Raw genomic sequence first — 21,275 nt, forward strand, 5'->3', positions numbered from 1 at the left:
ACTATGAAGTTTTTTCGCTACATTGTTAGCTTATTAGTACTTTTAATGTTGGTTGGCTGTGAAGGGAATAGCACAAAGCCCAACGAGAAAGCACTTAATGCTAAAAATAGTAATAATAACCAGACGGTAGATTCAGGGAAAATCGAGGGCCGTGTGGTAATTTTACAGAATACGGCTTTACCCGAAGGTGCGGTGGTTACAATCACTCTGGCAGATACAACGGTAGCGGACTTACCAGCGCTAATATTATCTCAAAAATATTATAATTCAGTGAATAATCGCCCAACAATTCCTTTTGAGCTTACTTACCAAAAAAATGAAGTTCGGCAGGAAGGTAGACTCGTTGTTAATGCAACCGTGAATGCAAATGGAAAACTATTATACATCAGTGATGGTGTTGCTGAGGTTATCAATAACGACATCACAACAAATGTTGAATTATTGATGGTGTCTGCAAATTAGCGATTTTTTCGTTGAGTTGCTATTTCTATTGGTTCTTTGTGTAATAAATCGTCACTTAATCATGGGTTTCTTGCTATTTAAACGACTATCAAGCATAATGCCCCTGCTTTGAAAGAAGCAATCAATGGGGGCTCTGTTGGTTCTCCCGCAACGCTAACTTGTTAACTTGGTCAGGTCCGGAAGGAAGCAGCCATAGCAGGGGTCGTGTGTGCCGGGATGTCGCTGGCAGGGCTCCCACCCAATTCTAGGCGCTCTTTTCTGTATATCAATTCATATATTCTAATCTGTTATAAATATAATCTTTAATTGTTTTTCTTTTTCTTTTTCTTTATTTTTATAAATGTAAATTAATTTCATTAACTTAAATAATTTCAAAAGTTAAAAAGGAAAATTTAAGAATACAACATTAGTTGTTGATTATTATCATAAGAAAAAAGTGGTTAAAATGAAAAGCAATAAAAGTTCTATTAGCATAATTATAATGCTAAGAATAAAGTAACAATTACACCACATCCAGCCGATAAGTGTATTTACCGGCTATAACCATTCACTATCTGTGCGTGTTAATGAGGTATTATCTAACAAACTTCCAAACAGAAGCAGGGATTTTATCATAAAGCTTATTCATTGTGAGTTCAGCTAAGCGGTGATCCGCAGCCGAATAGAATAGCTCTAGCTCATCATCAGATAATTCATACTTATTTTTTTCAATGACACGCTCAAGAGTTTCAATTGTGGTGCATTTTCTTAAACGCATCAGATAATCAAATTTGGTCATAATAGCCTTTCTTTTGTGCAATATTACTTATTAACATATGGTTTTAGAGTTTGAACTAAAGATAAATAATATCTTTAGGTTTTGCTGGCTAGACACTTTAGGTCATCATCCAGCACAGTAACAAGGCTCTGATTCATTGCTTCCCAGTCTATAATTTCACTGAGGGTGATGACCGGGCTGCCGAATAAATCATAGGTCTCATCGAGGTACTCTTCGATAAGAGATATAACAAGGTTTTCTTTTGGATATTTGATTTTAAACCGCCATACAAATGCAGCGATATGTTCAATAAGTTCATTCAAGGCCGCGCTTTGAGGGGAGCTTAAATCATTAACCCAGTGTGTATTTGTTTTTTGTAAGCTTAAAATAGCTTCTCTATTGAGACTATTACATAAATATTTTAGTTCTGCGATATCGTGTTTTTTGGGTGAGTATTCATCCATAATCACCTCCGTAGGCGAATCTGACTTTTGCTGTGTGTATTTTTTATCAATAATAATATCATGTTAACTAATTAAAGCACCTATGTTCAATATAAAAGTTCATGTTAATATATTGAAAAATATAAGATTATTGCTAGTTCGTTAAACTTTTCGAAGATTATTAATATAATACATAAGCGATATTCGAATACGGACTGGCAGCTCGGACTAAACTAGCCGCGATATAATAATAGCATTATTATCACACATGTCACCACCAATAAACTACTTTTTTCTAATTTATTAGCGAGCGGTTGAAACTGGAGTTGTGTACGTTCTACTTGAATCAATTTTATGAAGTATTTAAATTATAGTTTAACCATCGGTTATTTTAGTACAGAGAATATGAAGTGTTTACACAAAAGATGTTATAAAAATTATTATCCCATTTAATTCATTCAAATAATTTATTTTTACTAATAACATAATTAAAAATAAAAAAGCTTCTGTCTAAAATAGACAAAAGCTTTTTTTGTTGAAAATAACTTAAAGGTAGAGGTTTAAGGTTACCCCTGGTTTTAGGTCGGCCATTTTAACACCTGAATTCCACGTCATGAGGTCATTGAGCTTTATGCCATGACGTTTTGCAATGCTATAGTAGGAATCGCCTTTTCTTACCTTATAAGTTTTTGTTTTACGATTGCCCACCGTAGACGCTGTATTGGCAACTTTTAATATTTGCCCTGGTTTGATGACACTCGCAGTTTTTAACCCATTTAACTTTTGAATATTTTTCGCGGTAGTGTTGAATTTTTTGGCGATACTTGCAACGGACTCACCTTTGCGCACTTTATATGTGGCTATTTTAGCCCTATTTTGGCGCGCACTAGAAATTGCGGTGGATTGCCCTGTTTTTATTTGCTGGTTTTGTTGCGCGGCTAAACGGATCGTGTTTAAAACATCTTGGTCTGACAGTGATACTTTGAATTGTTCAGCCTTTGCAGTAGGTAACATAATATAATGGGGGCCATTTGGCGATGTTATACCTCGTGTATAACCAGAATTATACGTTTTTACCGATTCAACAGTTAGCCCAGCCAACTCTGCAGCTTGAGATAAGGTGATTTGCTGGCCGACATCAATTTGAGTGAGTGCTCTATTTTTATTACTGGTTGGTAAATTAACTTGGTACTTTTCAGGATTTTTTAATACTTGGCTAAGAGCTAAGATTTTAGGCACATATTGTTTGGTTTCTTTTGGTAAAGAGAGTGACCAAAAATCAGTCGGTAACCCGGCTGCTTCATTTTTCTTAATGGCGTTTTGTACACAACCTTCCCCACAATTATAGGCAGCAAGCGTGAGTTCCCAGTCATGACCGAACATGACATTTAAGTTTTCGAGAAGATCAAAGGCTGCTTTAGTTGAAGAAACTACATCTCTGCGTTCATCAACCCATTGAGTTTGCTTTAGGCCATAAGAACGCGCAGTAATGGGGACGATTTGCCATAGGCCAGCAGCTTGTGCTGGAGAGGTCGCTTTAGGATTAAATGAACTTTCAACAATAGGAATTAATGCTAATTCCATCGGTAAATTTCGCTCATTGATTTCGTCTACGATGAGGTACATGTATGGCTCAGCTCTTAATGCCACATCGTAGACAAAACGTTGTTTATTTAAATAACTGTTTGCGAGCTCCCTAATTTGAGGTTTATCAGGGATATCCATTTTTAGCTCATCGCTAACATAACCCCATAAGTCATAATCGACCTTAGGTAATTGCCGACTGGCAGCTTGGTTATGTGGTGCAACAGTTTCAATTGTATGGTTAGTTGGAGTTTTGTTCTGCTTAATTTTTTTTGGGGCAGTTTGGCATCCGGCCAACAGAACAATGGCGATAAGCGTCGCGATTATCTTCATTCTTTTCTATTGTTCTTCATTCTGATGTTTAAAAGTCGAACAATAATACTTATCCCGCTCCGATATGACAATCATTAAACTTTAATATTGGTCTTTTAATTGACGCAATAGGGTGAAAACAGCCCTTAAAGGTGGATTTTGCACATTAATATTGAGTTTTTTCTGTAATTGAATATTATCGCATTGCAGAAAGATATTGATTTTTCTCTCTGTTTTCAATGAAGTAGGTACTGTTGGTTGATGTTTGTCACGTATTTGCGTTATTTTTTGTAAATATTGAGTGATGGCTTCATTTTCAGGCCATACATGGTGTGAAAATTTGAGATTAGATAAAGTATATTCATGAGCACAGCAAATTAAGGTTTCATCAGGAAGCCCGGCAATTTTTTGGATTGATTCGAACATTTGCTCAGGGGTTCCTTCAAATATTCGTCCGCAACCTGCAGAGAATAGGGTATCACCACAGAATAGATAAGGTGCTTGGTAAAAACCGATATGCTCAGCGGTATGGCCCGATAATGAAATAACCTGTAGATTGAACTCGTTAATGATAACCTTATCACCGTTTTCGACTATTTCTGTTGCCCCTTTAGGTTGGGTTTCTTTTGGGCCAAAAACAGGAAGTGTTGTAAATTTGCTTAAAATCCCTTTTACACCGCCAGTATGGTCATTATGGTGGTGAGTTAACAAGATAGCGACAGGCGTTAGTTGCTTGGCTGTCATTATTTCAAGCACGGGTTCTGCCTCTGCAGGGTCAACGATGATACACTGTTGGTGGCTATCGACTAAAACCCAAATGTAGTTATCGTTTAAAGCGGGTACTCGAATTAACTCCATAATGACCTCGATACTTGCTAATAGTTAATAGGGGAATTTCATGAAGCCTGCACGTATTGATAAAAAAATTCAAATGCCTGTTAGTTGGTCTGATATTCCTTTTGGAGAACAATACCGTCAAGCTATAGAAAATCAACTTAGCCCTTGGTGGCCGAAGATATTCGGCTTTCATCTGCTTAAGTTAGGCCATTTAAGTACTGAAATCCATACCGAAGACTGCCTAATTTCCCATCAGTTTAATGTTGGCACTGGTGATCCCCGTTTTAATCTTATCGCCAAGCCCGAAGCATTACCATTAACCCAGAAATCTATAGATGCCTGCCTAATGACTCATTGTTTAGCCTATAGCCATGACCCTCATTGGCTTTTACGGGAAGTTGACCGGGTACTAATTGATGATGGTTGGTTAATTATTTCAGGTTTTAACCCTTTTAGTCTTGCTGGAATGGCGAAACTCGTACCTATCTTGCGTAAACGGCAGCCTTATTGTAGCCGTTTTTTTCCGTCTGTCAGGGTGTTTGATTGGCTAAGTTTATTAAACTACGAAGTTTTATATCATCGTAACTGCCAAATATTCCCTTGGTTGAGTGCGCATAGGCGAATGAATAAAAGCTGTGGGGGAATTGGGGCTTTAAGTGTTATTGTGGCGCGGAAACGGACGTATCCATTAACTCCGACACCACTAAAATTCAAACAACCAAAGGTTAAGATTGGAACGGCGCTTGGTGCTGCGAAGGAGATCAGTAAATCAATGAAGATAAACGACCCTTCTTAATTTTGAGCGGGTTGGTAACCTGTATCTTCCTTGGTTGGTGCTAAAGCCGCAGCGCGAGCCAGCTCATCACATTTTTCATTTTCAGGGTGACCTGCATGGCCTTTGACCCAGCGCCAATCAATAGTATGTCTTTGAATTGCTTCATCAAGGCGCTTCCATAAATCCACATTGACCACGGGGGATTTATCGGCTTTGCGCCATTGTTTGCGTTTCCAACTGTGGATCCATTGGGTGATCCCTTGGCGTACATATTGGCTATCTGTGGTTAGTATAATATCACAAGGTCGCTTTAGGGATTCAAGAGCGACAATGGCTGCAAGTAGTTCCATACGATTATTTGTGGTCATAAAATAACCATCACTTAAGGTTTTTTCGTGTTGTTGATAACGAAGAACCACCCCGTATCCTCCAGGGCCTGGATTGCCCAAACAGGAACCATCCGTGAAAATTTCTACCTGCTTTGTCATTTCTGGTACACTCTATATTATTCATTCACCTCTAGTTTGACACAAAAAAACATGATGAGCACGGTGATAACCAGACAAATTGTCCTTGATACTGAAACCACGGGTATGAATAAGCTTGGGGTTCATTATGAAGGACACAATATTATTGAGATTGGTGCGGTTGAAGTTATTAACCGCCGTTTAACTGGGCGTAACTTTCACGTCTATATTAAGCCAGACCGTTTAGTTGACCCTGAAGCATTTGAAGTTCATGGGATCAGTGACGAATTTTTACAGGATAAGCCTGTTTTTGCAGAAATTGCGGACGAATTTCTTGAATTTATTCGTGGTGCAGAACTTGTTATTCATAATGCCCCCTTTGATATCGGGTTCATGGATTATGAATTCCGTAAACTCAATAAAGGTATTCCGCCTACGCAAGAGTTTTGTACTATCACTGATAGCTTAGTATTGGCTCGCAAACTTTTTCCTGGTAAACGGAATAACTTGGATGCGCTATGTGACCGTTATTTAATTGATAACGCTAAACGAACATTGCACGGGGCGTTACTCGATGCTGAGATCCTGTCAGATGTCTATTTGGCAATGACGGGCGGGCAAACTTCATTATCATTTTCGATGGATTCAGAATCTGCTAATAATGAGCAAGAGTATGAAATTCAAAGAATTGAGCGACCACAGAGTGGTCTTAGAGTCATTTTTGCTTCTGATGAAGAACTCATTGCTCATGAAGCCCGATTGGATATTGTTGATAAAAAGGGCGGGAAACCTTGTCTTTGGCGGCAACCTTCTGATGAAGTTGAAAATCTACATTAATAATTCAATACATTATTAATGTATGTGTATGAATTTATATGACTGAGCTTCCTTAAGGCTAAAAACTGCTCAACTGCGCGATTTTACAAGAAAAAGTGTTGACGAGTTCTTCAAGTCTTCGTAATATGCATGGCGTTCCCAACAGGGAACATCAGGAGCGGTAGTTCAGTTGGTTAGAATACCTGCCTGTCACGCAGGGGGTCGCGGGTTCGAGTCCCGTCCGTTCCGCCAAATTATAACGCCACGCTAATTTATTAGCGTGGCGTTTTTTTTAGGTTTTCATCCCGTATAAAATGCTTGCGTAACTTATCTTAAATTAGCTGCATTCAGGTGGTTAAGGTTAGTAAATATGCAGTCCTTCAATTAGATATTTCTTCAGTCTATTCGTCACTTGATGTTAACAGAGACACTTTTTTCAATTCATGTTACTTCTATCTATTAATAGTCATTAGAAAGGCTAGGTCTTTTACTCAACTCAAACAAAAATATTCGGGCATATTGCGCTTTTTTTTGTCTAAAACTTTGCCAATTATCACTAATGTGGCAGCTAAATGTGCTAGAAGCATAAATCACCTTGATCCCAGACACTGAACTCAGGTTTAATAAGGTTAGTCACTTGCGCAAAAATATAAGTCTTAAGGGATATTTTGCGCAATGGAATGGATTCAGCTTTGCGGCAGTTCAATTTATTAGCGATCTGCTGCCATGAACATAGCAAATATTGCGGTATGGGTAGAATTGGGTTACTTTCAATCGCTCTATTCGTGAAATGCTCAGTTTGTTGGCGATGTGTTGTGGTTTCTTCGGGAAGGCAACATGTGGCGATACATTGGTAAATTGGCGTTTTCACATGTTACAGCGAAATTAAAGTAGCACTATCTGTATTGCGTTGAAAAAATTGGTTTAAGTACGTTTTTATCCTACCTGGAGTATACTGATGACGACTCGTAAAACCCTTGCTAATGCTATCCGCTTTCTAAGTATGGATGCGGTTCAAAAAGCAAAATCAGGGCATCCTGGCGCGCCAATGGGCATGGCTGATATTGCTGAGGTCCTGTGGCGTGACCATATGAATCATAACCCAGCAAACCCACACTGGGCAGATCGTGACCGTTTTGTTTTATCAAATGGCCATGGTTCTATGTTGATCTATAGCTTGCTGCATCTTGCAGGTTATGACTTACCTATCGAAGAGTTAAAAAACTTCCGCCAATTACACTCTAAAACACCGGGCCACCCAGAATATGGCTATACTCCAGGCGTTGAAACAACAACCGGTCCTTTAGGTCAAGGTATTGCAAACGCAGTGGGCTTTGCGGTTGCAGAACGCACATTAGCAGCGCAGTTCAACCGCCCTGGTCATGATGTTGTAGACCACCACACTTATGTGTTTATGGGTGATGGTTGTATGATGGAAGGTATCTCGCATGAAGCGTGTTCTTTAGCGGGTACACTGAAATTAAATAAACTGATCGCATTTTATGATGACAACGGCATCTCTATTGATGGTGAAGTTGAAGGTTGGTTTACTGACGACACAGCTGCACGCTTTGAGTCTTATGGCTGGCATGTTATCCGTGATATCGACGGACATGATGCATCGCAGATCAACGCAGCAATCAATGAAGCGAAGAAACAAGCTGATAAACCAACACTGATTATATGCAAAACGGTCATTGGTTTTGGTTCACCAAACAAAGCCGGTTCTGAATCTGTTCACGGTGCACCTTTAGGTGATGCTGAAATCGCAGCAACTCGTGAAGCACTTGGTTGGAACTACGGTCCATTCGAAATTCCTAAAGATATTTATGAAGCTTGGGATGCTCGCACAGCAGGTAAAGAAAAAGAAAACGCGTGGGATAAAAAATTCGCCGCGTATGCAGCGCAATTCCCTGAATTAGCTGCAGAGTTCACTCGTCGTATGAATGGTGAATTACCGGCTAACTTTGACGCAGATGCGAAACAATTCGTTGAAAATCTTCAGCAAAACCCAGCGAATATCGCAAGCCGTAAAGCATCACAAAACGCATTAGAAGCATTCGGTAAAGTATTACCTGAGTTTATGGGCGGTTCTGCTGACTTAGCGCCAAGTAACTTAACCATGTGGTCAGGTTCGAAAGCGCTGAATGTTGACCCTGCGGGTAACTATATTCACTACGGTGTTCGCGAATTTGGTATGTCAGCTATCATGAACGGTATTGCGTTACATGGTGGCTTCATTCCTTATGGCGCGACATTCTTGATGTTCGTTGAATACGCACGTAATGCGGTTCGTATGGCAGCACTGATGAAAGTGCGTAGCATCTTTGTTTATACTCACGATTCTATTGGTCTGGGTGAAGATGGCCCGACTCACCAACCAGTTGAGCAACTGGCGAGCCTGCGTGTGACACCAAATCTCAGCACATGGCGCCCTTGTGACCAAGTTGAATCTGCGGTGGCATGGAAATATGCTATTGAACGTAAAGATGGCCCAAGCGCATTAATTTTCTCTCGTCAAAACTTAGAGCAACAACCTCGTACCGCTGAGCAATTAGCCAATATTGAGAAAGGGGCTTATATCCTGAAAGATTGTGCAGGTACGCCTGAATTAATCTTTATTGCGACAGGTTCTGAAGTGGAGCTGGCTGTTAAAGCTGCAGACCAATTAACGTCAGAAGGCCGTAAAGTTCGCGTTGTATCAATGCCTTCAACTGATGCATTTGATAAACAAGATGCGGCATACCGCGAAGCTGTTTTACCTGCTAACGTGACAGCGCGTGTTGCTATCGAAGCGGGTATTGCAGATTACTGGTTCAAGTACACTGGCTTAAACGGTGCCATCATCGGTATGCATACCTTTGGTGAATCTGCTCCAGCGGAAGAGCTGTATAAAGAGTTCGGCATCACTGCAGAAAAAGCGGTTGAAGCAGCGAAATCTCTTCTGAAATAAGTGATTGCCTTTTTGGGGGATTCAAGAGCTGAATATCCCTCGTAATCATATTTTGCTGAACAACGCCGAGTGATAAAGCTAGGCGTTGTTTTTTTGTGCACCAATATATGATTTTCTATTGCGTTCTGTAAATATATCCCTTACTCTAACCTTAGATAAGCTGAACCGTTTCAGTTGCGTGTTACTGAATGAAAATATTTTTTAAAAATGTCGGTTGAAGCACACTTTTGATGTTTTACAGCTAAAATGAGCAGTAGAGTGAGTGCGAGTCAGTTATCCTTAGCAACCGTGTGATTTTGCTTAGATACAAGGTGTAGAATGGCAATCAGGGTAGCAATAAACGGCTTTGGCCGCATTGGTCGAAGTGTTTTAAGAGCGTTGTATGAATCAGGCCGTCGGGCAGAGATTGTCGTGGTAGCGATTAATGAACTGGCTGAACCTGAAGGTATTGCGCATTTGCTTAAGTATGATTCCAGTCATGGGCGTTTTGCTTGGGATGTACGGCTTAATGGCACACTTTTGCAAGTTGGTGATGACAATATTCGCTTATTTCATCAACCGGCTATTCATGAATTACCTTGGAAAGAGTTAGGCATTGATGTTGTGTTGGATTGCAGTGGAGCCTATGGCACAAGGGATGATGGTTTACAACATTTAGCCGCAGGTGCTAAAAAAGTACTATTCTCTCACCCCGGAACCGATGACCTTGATGCAACGATTGTTTATGGGGTTAACCATGAGACTTTAACCGCCCAAGACAAGATTGTTTCCAATGCTTCTTGCACCACCAATTGTATTATTCCAATTATTAAATTACTTGATGAGGCATTTTCGATTGAATCGGGAACGGTGACGACGATCCATGCGTCAATGAATGACCAGCCTGTTATCGATGCCTATCATAAAGATTTACGCAGGACTCGCGCAGCGAGCCAGTCTATCATTCCTGTTGATACCAAGTTAGCGGCAGGAATTACGCGAATTTTTCCGAAATTTAAAGACCATTTTGAAGCCATTTCTGTTCGTGTACCGACGACGAATGTGACAGCGATTGATTTGAGTGTTACCGTACACGACGATGTCTGTGTTGAAAAAGTCAATCAGCTACTGCGAGGCGCTGCACAAGGGCATTTTCGTGGTATAGTGGACTACACAGAATTACCACTGGTCTCGATGGATTTCAATCATGATCCACACAGTGCTATTATTGATGGTACACAAACGCGAGTTAGTGGTAAGCATTTAATTAAAACCCTAGTTTGGTGTGATAACGAATGGGGGTTTGCTAACCGGATGCTAGATACAACATTAGCAATGGCAGCGACAGGTTTAAACTAATTGGCGACTGACAGACAGCAGGGCATGATAATGTTATTGCTTTGCACAGCCGCTAATGGAAACTTTATAGAGAATCAACGAGAGGATTCACCATGTCTGTAATTAAGATGACCGATTTAGACTTAGCGGGTAAACGCGTATTCATCCGTTCTGACTTAAACGTTCCTGTAAAAGATGGCAAAGTTACTTCTGATGCACGTATCCGTGCTTCATTACCAACAATTGAAGCTGCTCTGAAACAAGGCGCTAAAGTCATGGTCACTTCTCACCTTGGTCGTCCGACCGAAGGCGAGTACAACGAAGAGTTTTCACTGCAACCTGTTGTTGACTATCTAGCCGACAAAATAGATTACCCAGTTCGTTTAGTTAAAGACTACCTTGACGGTGTTGAAATCGAAGCAGGCGAGTTAGTTGTGCTGGAAAACGTTCGCTTTAATAAAGGCGAGAAGAAAGACGATGAAACTCTGTCAAAACAATACGCTGCATTGTGTGACGTTTATGTGATGGATGCATTTGGTACGGCTCACCGTGCGCAAGCATCGACTCATGGCGTTGCTAAATTCTCTCCAGTGGCTTGTGCCGGCCCACTACTGAGTGGTGAGTTAGAAGCATTAGGTAAAGCATTAGATAACCCTGCTCGCCCAATGGTTGCGATTGTTGGTGGTTCTAAAGTATCAACTAAACTGACAGTATTAGATTCTCTATCTAAAATTGCAGACCAGCTGATTGTTGGTGGTGGTATTGCAAACACCTTTATCGCAGCAGAAGGCAATAATGTTGGCCGTTCATTATATGAAGCGGACTTAATCCCTGAAGCGAAAAAATTACTGGCTAACTGCCAAATCCCAGTACCAACGGATGTGCGTGTTGCTACCGAGTTCTCTGAAACTGCGCCAGCAACCTTGAAAGCAAGTACTGAAATTAAAGACGACGAACAAATTCTGGATTTAGGTGACGAATCTGCACAGCGCTTGGCTGAGATCCTGAAAAATGCCAAAACTATTCTTTGGAATGGACCTGTTGGCGTATTTGAGTTCCCTAATTTCCGTAAAGGTACAGAGATCGTAGCAAAAGCAATCGCAGATAGCGATGCATTCTCTATTGCGGGTGGTGGTGACACACTAGCGGCTATCGACTTATTCGATATTGCTGACAAAATTTCATATATCTCTACTGGTGGTGGCGCTTTCCTTGAGTTCGTTGAAGGTAAAAAGCTCCCTGCCGTTGTGATGCTAGAAGAACGTGCTAAAGCGTAATTAATTGTTCATACACAACAGGTAGCACAGGCTGCCTGTTTACCACAGGACCTTTTCACATGTCTAAAATTTTTGATTTTGTTAAACCGGGTGTTCTTACGGGTGATGATGTACAGAAAGTTTTCGCAGTTGCTAAAGAAAATAACTTTGCATTGCCAGCGGTGAACTGTGTTGGTACGGATTCAATTAACGCCGTACTTGAAGCGGCTGCTAAAGTGCGTGCTCCAGTTATTGTTCAGTTTTCTAATGGCGGTGCCGCATTTATCGCAGGTAAAGGCCTGAAAGCTGAAGGCCAACAAGCTGCAATTTTAGGTGCCATCTCTGGGGCTTATCATGTACACCAAATGGCTGAGCACTATGGTGTTCCTGTTATTCTGCATACCGACCACTGTGCGAAGAAATTACTGCCATGGATCGACGGTCTGTTAGATGCGGGTGAAAAGCACTACGCGAAAACCGGTAAACCACTGTTCTCTTCTCACATGATTGACCTGTCTGAAGAATCACTGGAAGAAAATATCGAAATCTGTGCTAAATATTTAGCGCGTATGGCTAAAATCGATATGACACTGGAAATCGAATTAGGCTGTACTGGTGGTGAAGAAGACGGTGTTGATAACACGGGTATGGATAGCTCTGAGCTGTACACTCAACCAGAAGACGTTGCATATGCATACGAAAAACTGAGTGCAGTAAGCCCTCGTTTTACTATCGCAGCTTCTTTCGGTAACGTTCACGGTGTTTATAAACCAGGTAACGTCCAGTTAACGCCAAAAATTCTGCGTAATTCACAAGACTACGTTTCAGAAAAATATAACTTGCCACACAACAGCTTAGACTTCGTATTCCACGGTGGTTCTGGCTCAAGTGCTGCTGAAATCAAAGAAGCAGTAAGCTACGGTGTTATTAAAATGAACATCGACACTGATACTCAGTGGGCAACTTGGGATGGTATTTTACAGTACTACAAAAAGAACGAAGGCTACCTGCAAGGTCAGTTAGGTAATCCAGAAGGTGCGGATAAACCTAACAAAAAATACTATGACCCACGCGTATGGCTGCGTAAAGCACAAGAGTCAATGGTTGTTCGTTTAGAACAAGCATTCAAAGAACTGAACTGTGTTGATGTACTGTAATTAACATCAGTTAAGTTTTTATTTTTAAAATCCCCCGGTGAGGTGACTTGCTGGGGGATTTTTCGATCATGCAGATACGGGGCACTTAGTTATGAGAGTAATTTTAAAAAGAGAGTTTCACTTTGTGTTAGTGGTTTACTCGCCTCGGTGATGGCACATATGCGGTTATGAAAAACAGGAGAATCGTTCATTTCTACCAGTGAGTGGCGAAAATTAATATGAGAAGCATAGTTCTCGGGCAGAATTCCAACATAGTGGCCTGAAGCGATAAAGGTAGCAACGGCCTCAAGGCCAGCGGCTTCAGGACCTCGGCTAAATTCACCCGATGCTAAAATACTTTCAGTGAATGGGTGTGGCCGATAAACCAATGCTAGATTATGTTTGTTGTTGGCCGTATTCGCAGAAACATAAAGCTTATGGTTTTCTATAAATAAGAATTGATAATTATAACGGCTGTTTTCGTGATACTGTCCCCGAATACCAATTTGAATGGTTCTGTCGCTGAGCGCTCGGTTTAATTGGTTATGATTGAGTATACTCAGCTCTAATTTAACATTAGGTGCCGCTTGGGTAAATTGAGCGATAGTGGCAGATAGATGGCAGAGTGGATCCGTTAAAATATGCTCAATAACACCAATCACTAATGTACCTGATAAAATCCCATGACGCTCATCGACTTCAGTTTTGATGTTATCTAATGCTTTCAAAGCAGTTTTTGCTTTTTCGATAACAAATAAACCTGATTCAGTGAGTTTAAAACCAGAAGGCCCCCTTTCACACAACTGGACTCCGAGTTTTTCTTCAATGTCACGAATATGGCGACTTATCGACGCTTTTGACATATTTAATTTTTTTTCTGCAATGGAAAAACCACCGACTTCAGCGACGGAAGTAAAAACACGTAATGATTTTAAGTCTTTTTCAGTTAATTTTTTATTATGCATATTTATACCTATTACGTGAAATAAATCACTAAATACTAATCTATCTTACTTTTTATTGAGATACAAACTGCATAAATAATGTTTGTTTATTTTAATTATTAAAATTATTTTTGTTTTTCATAAAAGGTTTCATTTTATGAAACCATAGGATCAAAAATATCACTTTTATTATTATTAGATACGTATATCTTAAAGTTGTAGTTGTTAATAGATTATTACCAAAGTGGCGCCACAAAATAATAATTAATCCAAATATATATAAATACAAAAGGATTCTCATTTATGGTCACAGATGAATTGTTAACAATAAAATTAGATATGATTACATTTACAGCATTAGGGGCTTTATTATTAATGACTAGTAATGTAATTATAAAGAAATTTCCATTTTTTATGAAATATTCAATTCCTAGTCCGGTGATCGGCGGGTTTATATTTTCTATTGCAATGTGGTTAGCTTATCAGTTTAATATTGTTGAACTTAATTTTGATAATACATTATATGACTTATCGATGTATATATTCTTTGTCACAATTGGTTTAATGACAGGTGTTAAACTCTTAGTGAGCGGTGGGAAAATATTACTGATTTATATGGTAATTTGCTGGGGACTGGCATTTATGCAAAATGGTGTCAGTATTGGTTTATCATATGTTTTAGATATTGAGCCATTAGTTGCCATGATGGCAGGCCAAGCCTCGATGCAAGGTGGTCATGGTATGGCGGCATCTTTAGCGCCGCTGATTGAATCTTTTGGCTACGATCAAGCATTGAATGTTGGGTTAGCGGCTTCGACGTTTGGTTTAATTGCAGGATCAATTCTAGGTGGGCCTGTTGGGAACTGGTTAATTCAAAGAAATAAATTAAAAATTGAAACTGATCATGTTGACTTAGAAAATTTAGCAGAAAGTAACAACACTGAAGATAAAGTTACGGCTCAAAAATGCATTATTACTGGGGCGGTCATTTTAAGCATACTTGCTATCGGAATGCCGACAGCAAAATGGATAAGTACAGCGACAGGGTTTACCATTCCTGGACATATTTTTAGTTTATTTATTGGTGTCATATTTCACTCAATTAATGAAAGAAAACCAATAATTAAAATATCTCGTAATACAGTAATATTAATTTCTACTTTATCGCTAGAGATGTTTTTAGTGATGGCAATGATGAAATTAAAACTGTGGGAATTATATGAGTTAGCACTACCACTAACTATCATCTTAATATCTCAAGTCATTACAACAATATTAGTTGCTATATTTATTGTTTATCGTGCTTTAGGTAAAAACTATGACGCTGCTGTTATGTCAGCAGGTTTTATTGGTCATGGTTTAGGTGCGACACCGAACGGCTTAGTGGTGATGGATGCTATTTGTAATAAGTACGGTTTATTCTCACGAAAGGCATTCATTATTATTCCAATCGCTGGAACGGTATTAACAGATATTGTTGGTGTCCCTCTATTTGTATTCTTAGCTAACACATTTGGTGGTTAAGAAATAAAAAACAAAAGAAAGAAAACTAAATCTAAGAAGGAATAGTTTGTATGAAAAAATTAACGACTCCTCCACATGTTGGTCATAAAACATTTTTATATTCAGAGTTAGTGACTGAATTAACCAACATTGAAGCGGATATTGCCATACTAGGGATGCCATTTAGTTCAGCTTATAGTGCTCACGCCTTTACCAATGACCAATCTCGTGCCCCACAATATTTACGTGATATGAGCGATCGAATTGTTAGGCATCCAGATCATTATGACTTTGATATTGATGGGCCACTATTACAAGGTCGTGAAGATATTAAATTCGTGGATTGTGGGGATGTTATTCCTGATTTATCAAAGCCTTTGGGAGAGCATCATCAGCGCGCAGCTGAGGCGATCCGGCAATTATTAAGAGCTAAAGCACTTCCCATTGTTTTGGGGGGCGACCATGGGATCACCACGCCTATTTTGCAAGGGTTTGATGAAGTCGGTCCTGTTACTTTAGTGCATATTGATGCACATTTAGATTGGCGTGAAGAGGTCAATGGGGTGGATACCGGCCTTTCAAGCCCGATCCGCCGCGCTTCTGAAATGAAGCATATAGGTGAAATTTTCCAAATTGGTTTACGTGCACAAGGCAGTGGGCGCCCAGCAGATTACCAAGCGGCTAAAGACCATGGTGCGCATGTTATTCCGGCCTATGAACTACATGAGGTTGGGATGCAAGCCATTTTAGATCGGATCCCTGATAATTCGAACTACTATATTAGTATTGATGCAGATGGTATTGACCCGAGTATTATGCCTGGGGTTGATGGCCCAGCTCCCGGTGGAGTGACTTATTTGCAAGCTCGTAGCCTAATTCACGGTTTAGTGAAAAAGGGCCGCGTTGTTGGTATGGATATCGTTGAAATTACTCCAGCCAAAGATATTCCTTCTAAGCTAACTGGGGTGACCGCAGGGCGCTTTGTTGTGAATTTAATTGGAGCATCCATTCGCGCAGGGTATTTTGATAAGAAATAACGCAGCCAATTAGCCAATTAATGTTGTGCTAACAATAAAGTGGGTGATTTATTTCCACTTTATTGTTAATTTGAGGGTGTCCCTTGATGAAACCTTAATTGCCATTGGTTTGCTGAATTTTTTAGCCAAATAGATGAGCGGTTAGTTAGTTTGGTTTTACCCCCATCTTGTTGTTCAAAACTGATATAAGTCATTAACACCGTATTATCACTTAATTGCGAGCAGTGGAAGTTTTCGGCGTAAATCGTTTTAGCTGTTTCATTAGCCAATGACGCTAAGGTATCGAGTTTATCGGTTGAAAAGCCAGAACGACCAAATTCAAAAAAATCCTCATGTAATATCTCGCGAAGAAAATTGCTATTCTGTCGGTTAGTACTGTTATGTAATTTTTTCTCTAATTCAATTAGTTTATTCATCACTCGCGCTCTCCCAATTGTTGTGCCAGTTTTTCGGCGAGTTGAGTCACCGTATCCGAAGTATTTGCTTGGAAATGCATGGCAATTTCCATTTTTTGTGCGGCAGGGAAACCTTCATCTTCTGTTAAAATACGGTGTTGTGGTAGCTTAGCTCGCAGTGGTAGCAAGCTGATCCCTAAGCCATCCGTAATCGCGCTTTGAATACCCGCAAGACTTGAGCAGGTATAAGTAATGTGCCAAGGGCGGTGCTCGTTATCTAATAACTTAAACATATCATTGCGGTATAACCCATTCTCAGGGAAAACAATGAGCGGAACAGAGTCACTATTGAGTAATTGTCGCTGATTGCTGGTTAGCCAGCACAGTGGCTCAGGCCAACAGTAGTCACTCTTGAATTCCCCCTTTTTCTGCTTCACGATGATTAAATCCAATTCCCCATGTTGATAACGTTGGTGGAGCTGGCGGCTTAAACCGCTCGTAACTTCTAGCCGTACATTGGGGTTCGCTTGCATAAATGCCGCGAGTGTTGGGGTGACTTGCCCAGAAGCGAGGTCTTCAGGGAAGCCGAGGCGAATCGTTTGAATGACGGCATTGCCCGTGATTTTCATAAAGAAGGTATCATTTAGCGCCAAAATATTTTTTGCATAACTTAACAAAATCTCTCCAGTTTCGGTTAAGGTGAGTATGCGGTGTCCTCGGATAAATAAAGACTGGCCGACTAAAGTTTCTAGTCGTTGGATCTGCTGGCTCAATGTTGATTGTGTTGAATTTAAATGCTGTGAAGCCACAGTGAAATTCCCCGTTTCAGCGACGGTGACGAAGGTTTTCAATAAAACCAGATTGAGCAACGGATTCATTTTATAAATACCTATCATTTGGTTATTTAATTTTTAAATAGCATACTTTTTCAGTAGATTAAAGAGTCATAAGGGAGATTAATCATGAAAACATTCTTTTTACGTGCCAAATGGTTGGTTCACTTAGCTAACATTCTTATGATTTCATTGATATTTATGGGGAAAGGCATGGCAAATCCACAAGCTAACTCTTTGGTATCATTGGCCGAACAAGGTAATCTACAAGCAGTTAAATCCTTGGTTGAGCAAGGCGCGAATATTGAACAGCGCGATTTACGTCAACGCACTGCGTTGATGGCGGCAACCCATGAAAACCGTGTGGATGTGGCGCGCTATTTAATTGAGCGCGGTGCAGATGTGAATGCGAAGGATAACATGCAAGATTCACCGTACCTTTATTCCGGGGCGCGTGGGCTGCAAGATATTTTACTACTAACCCTGAAAAATGGGGCTGATTTAAAAAGTACTAACCGCTACGGGGGAACTGCGTTGATCCCTGCGGCAGAACGCGGACATGTAACGACAGTCAAAACCTTGATTGATGCGGGTGTTGATGTGGATCACGTTAATCGGTTGGGTTGGACTGCACTGATTGAGGCAATTATTTTAGGTGATGGTAGCGATAAGTACGCACAAATTGTCACTGAATTAATTAAAGGTGGCGCAGATGTCAATTTAGCGGATGGTTCAGGGATATCACCGTTGACGCTGGCGAAAAGTAAAGGTTACCGTAATTTAATCGAAATTCTTGAGCGTTCAGGAGCGAAATAATGTCGGATACGCAATTTTTACAACAAGCTATCAACTTAGCGATGGACAATGTGCAAGCTGGCGGACGGCCTTTTGGTGCAATAGTTGTCTGTGATGGGCAAGTGGTTGCAAGTGGCGTCAACCAAATGCTTGAGCTTAATGACCCAACCGCCCATGCGGAGCTGATGGCATTGCGTCAAGCAGGGCAAAAATTGAGCCGCGTGAAATTGGATGACTGTGTGGTTTATGCAAGTGGGCAACCTTGCCCGATGTGCTTAGCCGCGATGCGAATGGCGGGTATTTCGCGGGTCGTCTACGCTTATTCAAATGATGATGCCGCACCTTTTGGGCTTTCTACAGATGCCATTGCAAAAGCGCTGAGGGTCGCTCCTGAGCAGCAATCAGGTTTACGGTTTGAGCAATTAAAACCCAAAGATGAAACGCGCAGTATCCTGTACCAACAGTGGTGGGAACGGCAATCTCAATGAGTAAAACAGCATCATCTTCACTGGCGTTGATACTGACCATTGTCCTAGTCGGGTTGAACTTACGCCCCTTTATGACAGGGCCTGGGCCTGTCATTGACAATATCATTCAAACGACAGGGATGAGTTATCAAAGTATTTCGCTTTTAACGTTGTTACCCATGTTATTGATGGGGGTGGGGGCATTGGTTGTACCAATGCTAAACCAGCGTATAGGTGAACGAGCAGGTATCAGTGCCGCTATGCTGTTATTGCTAGTCGGCTCATTTGCTCGTTACTTTGTTGTTGATGGTGCCGCTTTATTATTAACCGCTTTTTTATGTGGTGTGGGGGCGGCTTATATTCAGTCGGTCTTTCCTGAGCTGATCAAAGCAAATTTCCCCAAAAAAATGGCGATGATGACTGGGCTATATTCAGCCACATTAATGGCAGGAGGCGCTATTGGTGCACAGCTTACGCCTTTGGTTGAAGAAATGACAGGTCATTGGCAGAGTGCCTTAGCGTGGCTTGCTTTCCCTGCTTTGTTGGCGCTGTTGGCTATTTGGGCGAATATACATACGGATCGGCGTTCGAAAGCGGATCGGGTCTCAGTGTTGACGTTCTTACGCAAGCCGAGAGCATGGTTGTTGATGGCTGGTTTTGGTCTGATTAATGCAGGGTATGGTACCGTGGTGACGTGGCTGGCACCTTTTTTCCAAGAACAGGGAATGAGTGCTGCACAAAGTGGTTCGTTTGTTGCCATATTAACGGTATTTCAGGCGTTATCTGCACTCATGATCCCCGTATTTGCTTCGCATAATATTGACCGTCGCTTTTGGTTGATTGTCACACTCAGTTGCCAAGCTCTTGGCTTTTCTGGGCTGATGTTATTTGCCAGCGATGCGCCACTTTTATGGGTTGCGTTATTAGGCATGGGGCTAGGCGGCTGCTTTGCATTAAGTATTATTACCGCTTTGGACCATCTACCTCACCCGATTAGTGCAGGGGCATTGACTTCGTTGATGCAGGCAGGGGGATTCATTATTGCCGCTTTTGGGCCACTATGTGCTGCGTGGATACAACAATTGAGCCAGAGCTTTACATGGGTGTGGGCAATGCATGTGGCCTTTGTATTAGTAACATTGATTCTTTATTTGCGTTTGAACCCTAAAAGCTACAGTCAAATCTTCAATTTAAACTGATTAATCTCCCCTTTATTTGTTGCGAATGATAATTATTGTTATCTTGGCGTTTTTTTGTCACTATACTGTTTATTTATTTGTCTAGGTAAGAGCCTTTATGCAGCAGCGTATCGAAGATAAATTCACTCAAGCGCATTCAGCCCGAGAAGAGCACTCTGTTGGGAGGTTTATTCGGATCCGTCGCGGTGAGTTTCTGATTAACCGTGATTTAGGTATTGAAGAAGAGCAAGCCGCTGGGCTAAAAATTGTGGCTATCCATCAAGGGGCTATGGGGTGCCGTAGTAGTGCTGGACAAAATGTTGAAGTGAATTCGCCTTCTTTGATTTTATCGGGTAGCCAGAAAAATTATCTATTGAATAATCAATTTTATGGCCAACAAACCATGAAATACACCATGATAGATATTTCTCCTGAATGGTTGGATGCGCAGCAATTAAGTTTACCAGATACGTGTTATCACCCAAATTCCCCAAAACTATTACAGTTGGTTATTCCTCCCAATATATTAGCAATCACGCATCAATTATTTGCTTGCCCAACTCATTCGTCATTACGTCAGCTCTATTTAAGCGCTAAAGTGTCTGAAATTACGGCATTATGCTTACATCATTCGTTATCTAGTGCGAATTCGGCGGTTATGGGTACACTACGGCAGAGAGATATTGATAGCCTGCATATGGCAAAAACTATATTGATTCAGGAAATAGAATCTCCGCCCAGTTTAGATGAACTGGCTAAGCGGTTAGGGATCAATACCCGTAAACTTACACAAGGTTTCCGTCAATTATTCGGTAACAGCATTTATGGTTGGCTGCAGGAGTACCGCTTAGAAACGGCTTTTCAACTGCTGAGTATGAATGATGCGAATATCTCAACTGTAGCTTACCAAGTCGGTTATACCCCCGCTCATTTCTCTGTTGCATTTCGCAAACGCTTTGGTATCTCCCCGAATCAACTCAAAAAATAATCATCGACGAGCCGGATAAC

Annotated in this window: 22 protein-coding genes, 1 tRNA gene and 1 other RNA gene; 15 read left to right on the forward strand and 9 right to left on the reverse strand. The window is 40.8% G+C overall.

Annotated elements, in window-relative coordinates; genetic code table 11:
• Positions 1-3: 3 nt before the first annotated feature.
• Both M1E86_RS03785 and ffs read left to right on the forward strand, forming a co-directional pair.
• Positions 4-462, forward strand: a complete 459-nt coding sequence (locus tag M1E86_RS03785) for a YbaY family lipoprotein (RefSeq protein ID WP_426099254.1) — start codon at positions 4-6, stop codon at positions 460-462.
• A 134-nt stretch (positions 463-596) separates the two neighbouring features.
• An RNA gene (gene ffs, locus M1E86_RS03790) (signal recognition particle sRNA small type) lies at positions 597-693 on the forward strand.
• A 343-nt stretch (positions 694-1,036) separates the two neighbouring features.
• Here the strand turns inward: ffs and M1E86_RS03795 are convergent.
• The 4 genes from M1E86_RS03795 to gloB form a co-directional block, all read right to left on the reverse strand.
• Entirely contained in the window at positions 1,037-1,240 is a 204-nt protein-coding gene (locus tag M1E86_RS03795; protein WP_102139052.1) for an HHA domain-containing protein, read from the reverse strand.
• Positions 1,241-1,314: 74 nt separating this feature from the next.
• Positions 1,315-1,683, reverse strand: a complete 369-nt coding sequence (gene tomB / locus M1E86_RS03800; RefSeq protein ID WP_125891994.1) for an Hha toxicity modulator TomB — start codon at positions 1,681-1,683, stop codon at positions 1,315-1,317.
• Positions 1,684-2,208: 525 nt separating this feature from the next.
• Positions 2,209-3,579, reverse strand: coding sequence for a murein transglycosylase D (gene mltD, locus M1E86_RS03805; protein WP_125891995.1), 1,371 nt, complete (start codon positions 3,577-3,579; stop codon positions 2,209-2,211).
• A gap of 81 nt (positions 3,580-3,660) precedes the next feature.
• A complete protein-coding gene (gene gloB / locus M1E86_RS03810; RefSeq protein WP_426099255.1) occupies positions 3,661-4,416 on the reverse strand; it encodes a hydroxyacylglutathione hydrolase in 756 nt (251 codons plus the stop codon).
• Positions 4,417-4,456: 40 nt separating this feature from the next.
• Here gloB and M1E86_RS03815 point away from each other — a divergent pair, with 40 nt between their 5' ends.
• A complete protein-coding gene (locus tag M1E86_RS03815) occupies positions 4,457-5,191 on the forward strand; it encodes a class I SAM-dependent methyltransferase (protein WP_125891997.1) in 735 nt (244 codons plus the stop codon).
• Here the strand turns inward: M1E86_RS03815 and rnhA are convergent.
• Complete coding sequence (rnhA, locus tag M1E86_RS03820; protein WP_125891999.1) at positions 5,188-5,658, reverse strand: ribonuclease HI; 471 nt, start codon at positions 5,656-5,658, stop codon at positions 5,188-5,190. The two genes, M1E86_RS03815 and rnhA, sit on opposite strands and share 4 nt — an antisense overlap.
• A 54-nt stretch (positions 5,659-5,712) precedes the next feature.
• Here rnhA and dnaQ point away from each other — a divergent pair, with 54 nt between their 5' ends.
• Positions 5,713-6,474: a DNA polymerase III subunit epsilon gene (dnaQ, locus tag M1E86_RS03825; protein ID WP_125892002.1), complete on the forward strand. Its 762-nt coding sequence runs from the start codon at positions 5,713-5,715 to the stop codon at positions 6,472-6,474.
• 154 nt (positions 6,475-6,628) lie between these two features.
• Positions 6,629-6,705: transfer RNA gene (locus M1E86_RS03830), tRNA-Asp, on the forward strand.
• A gap of 325 nt (positions 6,706-7,030) precedes the next feature.
• Here the strand turns inward: M1E86_RS03830 and M1E86_RS03835 are convergent.
• Positions 7,031-7,324 carry a hypothetical protein gene (locus tag M1E86_RS03835; RefSeq protein WP_213912932.1) on the reverse strand — a complete coding sequence of 98 codons (294 nt, stop codon included), beginning with the start codon at positions 7,322-7,324 and terminating at the stop codon, positions 7,031-7,033.
• Between the two features lie 87 nt (positions 7,325-7,411).
• On the opposite strand from M1E86_RS03835, the gene tkt reads away from it, so the two are divergent.
• The 4 genes from tkt to fbaA all read left to right on the forward strand — a co-directional run bounded on the left by tkt (position 7,412) and on the right by fbaA (position 13,136).
• Positions 7,412-9,406, forward strand: coding sequence for a transketolase (tkt, locus tag M1E86_RS03840; protein WP_213912931.1), 1,995 nt, complete (start codon positions 7,412-7,414; stop codon positions 9,404-9,406).
• A gap of 318 nt (positions 9,407-9,724) precedes the next feature.
• A complete protein-coding gene (gene epd, locus M1E86_RS03845; protein WP_213912930.1) occupies positions 9,725-10,744 on the forward strand; it encodes an erythrose-4-phosphate dehydrogenase in 1,020 nt (339 codons plus the stop codon).
• A gap of 92 nt (positions 10,745-10,836) precedes the next feature.
• Positions 10,837-12,000, forward strand: coding sequence for a phosphoglycerate kinase (pgk, locus tag M1E86_RS03850; RefSeq protein ID WP_125892010.1), 1,164 nt, complete (start codon positions 10,837-10,839; stop codon positions 11,998-12,000).
• A gap of 59 nt (positions 12,001-12,059) precedes the next feature.
• Positions 12,060-13,136 carry a class II fructose-bisphosphate aldolase gene (gene fbaA / locus M1E86_RS03855; RefSeq protein WP_125892012.1) on the forward strand — a complete coding sequence of 359 codons (1,077 nt, stop codon included), beginning with the start codon at positions 12,060-12,062 and terminating at the stop codon, positions 13,134-13,136.
• 89 nt (positions 13,137-13,225) lie between these two features.
• Here fbaA and M1E86_RS03860 read toward each other — a convergent pair whose 3' ends face one another.
• Positions 13,226-14,080 (reverse strand): LysR family transcriptional regulator, encoded by an 855-nt coding sequence (locus M1E86_RS03860; RefSeq protein WP_125892014.1) that lies wholly within the window; start codon positions 14,078-14,080, stop codon positions 13,226-13,228.
• Between the two features lie 318 nt (positions 14,081-14,398).
• Here M1E86_RS03860 and M1E86_RS03865 point away from each other — a divergent pair, with 318 nt between their 5' ends.
• A complete protein-coding gene (locus tag M1E86_RS03865) occupies positions 14,399-15,583 on the forward strand; it encodes a sodium/glutamate symporter (RefSeq protein ID WP_272679563.1) in 1,185 nt (394 codons plus the stop codon).
• Between the two features lie 50 nt (positions 15,584-15,633).
• Complete coding sequence (locus M1E86_RS03870) at positions 15,634-16,599, forward strand: agmatinase (RefSeq protein ID WP_213912929.1); 966 nt, start codon at positions 15,634-15,636, stop codon at positions 16,597-16,599.
• Between the two features lie 65 nt (positions 16,600-16,664).
• Here the strand turns inward: M1E86_RS03870 and M1E86_RS03875 are convergent, their stop codons facing one another.
• Both M1E86_RS03875 and M1E86_RS03880 read right to left on the reverse strand, forming a co-directional pair.
• The gene (locus M1E86_RS03875; protein WP_248467688.1) at positions 16,665-17,015 is read right to left on the reverse strand and encodes a DUF4440 domain-containing protein; all 351 of its coding nucleotides are present in this window, start codon (positions 17,013-17,015) and stop codon (positions 16,665-16,667) included.
• Positions 17,015-17,872, reverse strand: a complete 858-nt coding sequence (locus M1E86_RS03880) for a LysR substrate-binding domain-containing protein (RefSeq protein WP_254879800.1) — start codon at positions 17,870-17,872, stop codon at positions 17,015-17,017. The genes M1E86_RS03875 and M1E86_RS03880 overlap by 1 nt, the downstream gene beginning before the upstream one ends.
• Before the next feature lie 84 nt (positions 17,873-17,956).
• Here M1E86_RS03880 and M1E86_RS03885 point away from each other — a divergent pair, with 84 nt between their 5' ends.
• The 4 genes from M1E86_RS03885 to M1E86_RS03900 all read left to right on the forward strand — a co-directional run bounded on the left by M1E86_RS03885 (position 17,957) and on the right by M1E86_RS03900 (position 21,255).
• The gene (locus M1E86_RS03885) at positions 17,957-18,643 is read left to right on the forward strand and encodes an ankyrin repeat domain-containing protein (protein ID WP_213912927.1); all 687 of its coding nucleotides are present in this window, start codon (positions 17,957-17,959) and stop codon (positions 18,641-18,643) included.
• Entirely contained in the window at positions 18,643-19,110 is a 468-nt protein-coding gene (locus M1E86_RS03890) for a nucleoside deaminase (RefSeq protein ID WP_125892024.1), read from the forward strand. Before M1E86_RS03885 ends, M1E86_RS03890 begins: the two co-directional genes overlap by 1 nt.
• Complete coding sequence (locus M1E86_RS03895) at positions 19,107-20,288, forward strand: cyanate transporter (RefSeq protein WP_426099256.1); 1,182 nt, start codon at positions 19,107-19,109, stop codon at positions 20,286-20,288. The genes M1E86_RS03890 and M1E86_RS03895 overlap by 4 nt, the downstream gene beginning before the upstream one ends.
• Positions 20,289-20,385: 97 nt before the next feature.
• Complete coding sequence (locus M1E86_RS03900; protein WP_213912925.1) at positions 20,386-21,255, forward strand: helix-turn-helix transcriptional regulator; 870 nt, start codon at positions 20,386-20,388, stop codon at positions 21,253-21,255.
• Positions 21,256-21,275 lie beyond the last annotated feature (20 nt).

The sequence above is a fragment of the Providencia sp. PROV200 genome (assembly GCF_049901995.1).
In the GTDB taxonomy this organism is placed as follows: Bacteria; Pseudomonadota; Gammaproteobacteria; order Enterobacterales; family Enterobacteriaceae; genus Providencia; species Providencia rettgeri_E.